The organism is Bacillus swezeyi, assembly GCF_001969815.1.
Classification (GTDB): domain Bacteria; phylum Bacillota; class Bacilli; order Bacillales; family Bacillaceae; genus Bacillus; species Bacillus swezeyi.
The window spans coordinates 1-1,001 of the sequence record NZ_MRBK01000090.1 but is presented as its reverse complement, the minus strand read 5'-3'; the positions used below and the strand labels follow the sequence as shown (position 1 = coordinate 1,001).

Genomic DNA, 1,001 nt, shown 5'->3' with positions numbered 1-1,001 from the left:
ATCCGGTAGCCGCGAATTTTTACTTGATCGTCCATCCGTCCGATATACTCAATCGTCCCATCCGGCAGCCAGCGGGCCAAATCACCGGTCCGATACATTCGTTCACCAGGTGCGAAGGGATTCGGCACAAATTTTTCTTTCGTCAGTTCAGGTCTTCCGATGTAGCCTCTGGCTAGCCCATCCCCGCCTACGCATAATTCTCCGATGACGCCAATGGGTTGCAATGTCCCGCGGCTGTTGACAATATAAGCGGTTGAATTGGCGATTGGGCGGCCGATCGGTATTGAATGGCTGTACGCGCGTTCGATCTGAAAGCAGGTTGAGAACGTTGTATTTTCAGTTGGACCATAGCCATTCCATAGCAGCAGGTCTGGCGCCGCGTTGTGAACGCGGTTGATATGGTTTGGCGACAGTGCTTCTCCGCCGATAATCAATCTGGACAGGTCAGAAAATGTTCGTTCATTTTGTTCTGATAATTGATTAAATAAAGATGATGTCAGCCATAATGTCGTGATTTCGTTATGCTGTATGAATGTCTTGAGCTGATCGGAATCTAAATAAGTTTCTTTGTCACTGATGTATAAACGAGCGCCGTTTAATAGCGGTCCGAATATTTCAAATGTCATCGCGTCAAATCCCAATGACGCTGTCAATAAAAGCCTGTCTTCAGGTGTAAACGCCATATCATTGTTTTTCACGAGGCGGACGACGCCGCGCTGTTCAACCATTACGCCTTTTGGCGTGCCGGTTGATCCGGATGTATAGACGATATAAGCGAGAGAATCAGGTGCGCCCCGCTGTTCGGGATTGCTAGCGGGTATTTCGGCCTCAAGCTGGATGTCTTCTATGAATAACCGTTTTCCAGTAATATGACATTCTAATTGATCTGATTGGAGGAGAATATCAGCTTTGCTGTCAGACAGCATCCATTCCAACCGTTCTGTCGGCATGTCTTCAGCGATGGGAAGATAGGCTCCGCCGGCTTTTAAAATGCCGAGAAT

1 protein-coding gene is annotated in these 1,001 nt (G+C 48.0%); it reads right to left on the bottom strand.

The window, feature by feature from the left end:
- The coding region (locus BTA30_RS22390) for an amino acid adenylation domain-containing protein (protein WP_142243735.1) at positions 1-1,001 on the bottom strand (1,001 nt) is incomplete at both ends.